This window comes from Rhizorhabdus sp. (assembly GCF_018006725.1).
In the GTDB taxonomy this organism is placed as follows: domain Bacteria; phylum Pseudomonadota; class Alphaproteobacteria; order Sphingomonadales; family Sphingomonadaceae; genus Rhizorhabdus.
Genome location: NZ_JAGMXV010000425.1, coordinates 1 through 2,900, shown reverse-complemented (window position 1 = coordinate 2,900; position 2,900 = coordinate 1). Strand labels below are relative to the sequence as shown.

Sequence of the window (2,900 nt, the reverse complement as noted above, 5' to 3'; positions counted from 1 at the left end):
CCAATCTCCAGATCGACTTCTTCAACGCGGCGGTTTTCGCCTTCAGCACGATCAATGCGGGCTCGGCAACGACCAAGGGCGTGGAGCTGGAGTTCGAATATGGCCCGCGCGCCTTGCCCGGCTTCAATCTGCGCGGCAGCCTCAACTACAACAAGGCGCGCTATGGCGATGTGCCCGATGCACCGTGCTACGGGGGCATGACGATTGCAGACGGGTGCACCATCCCTGCGCCTGGCCAGCGTCCCCGCCAGAATCTTCGCGGGAAGCCGACCGCCAATGCGCCGCTCTGGACCGCGTCGCTGGGCGCTTCCTACGATGCCGCGCTGACCGACCGGCTGCGCCTCGGGCTCTCCTTCGACGCACGCTATAGCGACGACTATATCGCGACGGCCTTCGGTAATCCGTTCACCCGGCAGAACAGCTATGTGAACATCGACGGCAGCATCCGCCTGCATACCGACGATGACCGCTGGGAGCTTGCCCTGATCGGCAAGAACCTGACCAACCGCTGGTATGCCGTTGGCGGTGTCGATGCGCCCAACACGGGCGGCGGCACGGGAACCGCGACAGGGGTGATCGCCGATCAGGTCGGCTATGCCAGCCTGCCGCGCACCGTGCAGGTCCAGCTCAGCTGGCGTTACTGACTCCCGGACTGGCCGTCCCGCTCGCGGGGCGGCCCTTTTCCTTTCAAGAGGTGAGATGATGTTCAAGCCGCGCGCCCTTCTGAGCGCTCTTTTGACGACGGCGCTGATCGCCGCCGGAAGCCCGGCAAGGGCGGCAGTCGACGCCGGTATGGTGGGCAAGACGGTCGAGTCCAGCCATGCGCCGGAATGGCCGATGTCTCCCAAGGCCGCACCGAATGCGCCGAACATCCTCGTCATCATGACTGACGATGTGGGGTTCGGCGTGACGCAGGCCTTTGGTGGACCGGTCCCGACACCAGCCTTCGACGCGCTGGCAAAGCAGGGCCTGCGCTATAACCGCTTCAGCACCACTGCTCTCTGCTCGCCGACCCGGGCATCCCTGCTCACGGGCCGAGAGCCACACAACGTCAACATGGGCAACGTCACCAACCTGCCGACGGGCTATGACGGCTACACGACGGTGATCCCGAAGAGCGCCGCCACCGTCGCGAAGCTGCTCAAGGATGGCGGCTACAACACGGCTATGTTCGGCAAGGGCCATCTGACGCCCGAGTGGGAAATGAGCGCAGCCGGACCGCATGATCGGTGGCCCACGGGCCTGGGCTTCGAATATTTCTACGGCTTCCTGTCGGCCGATACCTCGATGTGGGCTCCGTCGATCGTGGAGAACACGGTGCCTGTCGAGCCGCCGCACGGCGACCCTGGCTATCATTTCGAAAGGGACATGGCGGACCACGCCATCAACTGGCTGCGCACCCAGCGGGCATCGGCGCCGGACAAGCCCTTCTTCATCTATTATGCGCCTGGGCTCGCCCATACGCCGCACCATGTGCCCAAAGACTGGATCGCCCGGTTCAAGGGGCAGTTTGATGCCGGCTGGGATGTGGTGCGGGAACAAAGCTTCGAGCGGCAGAAGGCACTCGGCATCATCCCGAAGGACGCCCGACTGTCGCCGCGTCCGGACTCGCTGCCCGCCTGGTCGTCGCTCACTGCCGATCAGAAGCGCGTCTATGCGCGGCTGATGGAAGTGTTCGCAGCGTCGGTCGCCTTTTCCGACTATCAGACCGGCCGGCTCATCGAGGAAATCCGCCGGAGTGGCGACTTCGACAACACGATGATCGTGTACATCCAGGGCGACAACGGCAGCAGCGCCGAAGGCGGGCTCAATGGGCTCGCCTTCGAGCAGTCGTCGATCACCGGCCGGAAGGAGAGTTTCGAGGAGTTGAAGTCCCACTTCGACGATTTCGGCGGGCCGAAGGTCTATAACCATTTCCCGGCGGCCTGGGCCTGGGCGATGAACAGCCCCTTTCCCTGGTGGAAGCAGATCGCCTCGCAGGCGGGCGGCACGCGCAACGGAATGGTGATCTCCTGGCCGCGCCGCATCCGCGACGGCGGAGCGATCCGCAGCCAATATGCCTTTGTCAGCGACATCGCGCCGACGCTTCTCGAGGCGGCCGGAGTCATCCCGCCCGACCATGTCGATGGCGTGGCGCAGCAGCCGATCGACGGCATCAGCCTGGCCTACAGTTTCGAGGCGCCTGCCGCGCCGTCGCGCCGAACGACGCAGGTGTTCGAGATGATGGAGAACTTCGGCATCTATCACAATGGCTGGATGGCCGGCACCTTGCCGAAGCGCCTCGCCTGGGAGGTCGGAGCGGGCGTCGATCGGAAGCTCGATCTCGGCCCCGACCAGCGCAAGTGGACCCTGTTCAATCTCGACAAGGACTTCACGACGGCGAACGATCTGGCGGCGCGCAATCCGGCGAAGCTGAAGGAGATGCAGGCGCTGTTCTGGAAAGAGGCTGCGCGAAACCATATCCTGCCGATCCACGACTATAGCCAGGGTGCCGCCGGGCGGCCGAGCGTGGCCGCCGAACGACGCGAGTTCCTGTACACGGCGCCGGTCTCGCGGATCGCCGAGGATGCGGCGCCGCATACGATCGGCAAGTCCTTCTCGATCGAAGCCGATGTCACCGTGGCCGGAAAGGATCAGGGCGTCCTGCTGACCCAGGGCGGCCGGTTCGGCGGCTATGCCTTCTATCTGAAGGACGGTCGCCCGGTCTTCCATTACAATGCCGTGGGTGCCGACCAGTTTACCGTTCGCGCCGACGCCCCGCTGGAGCCCGGCGCGCACAAGCTGACGGCGCGGTTCGTCATCGACGAGGCCAGACCCGGCGCGGGCGGCACTCTGACGATCAGCGTCGACGGTCGGGAGATCGCAAGCGGGCGCATCGGTCGGACGGTGCAGGGCTGGAT

At 65.1% G+C, this 2,900-nt stretch carries 2 protein-coding genes; both read left to right on the top strand.

Translation table 11 applies throughout. The annotated features are described in order from the left end of the window. A partial coding sequence (locus KAY22_RS27260; RefSeq protein ID WP_296626174.1) for a TonB-dependent receptor occupies nt 1-644 on the top strand: 644 nt, incomplete at its 5' end. A 55-nt stretch (nt 645-699) separates the two neighbouring features. After that, a partial coding sequence (locus KAY22_RS27255; protein WP_296626173.1) for an arylsulfatase occupies nt 700-2,900 on the top strand: 2,201 nt, incomplete at its 3' end.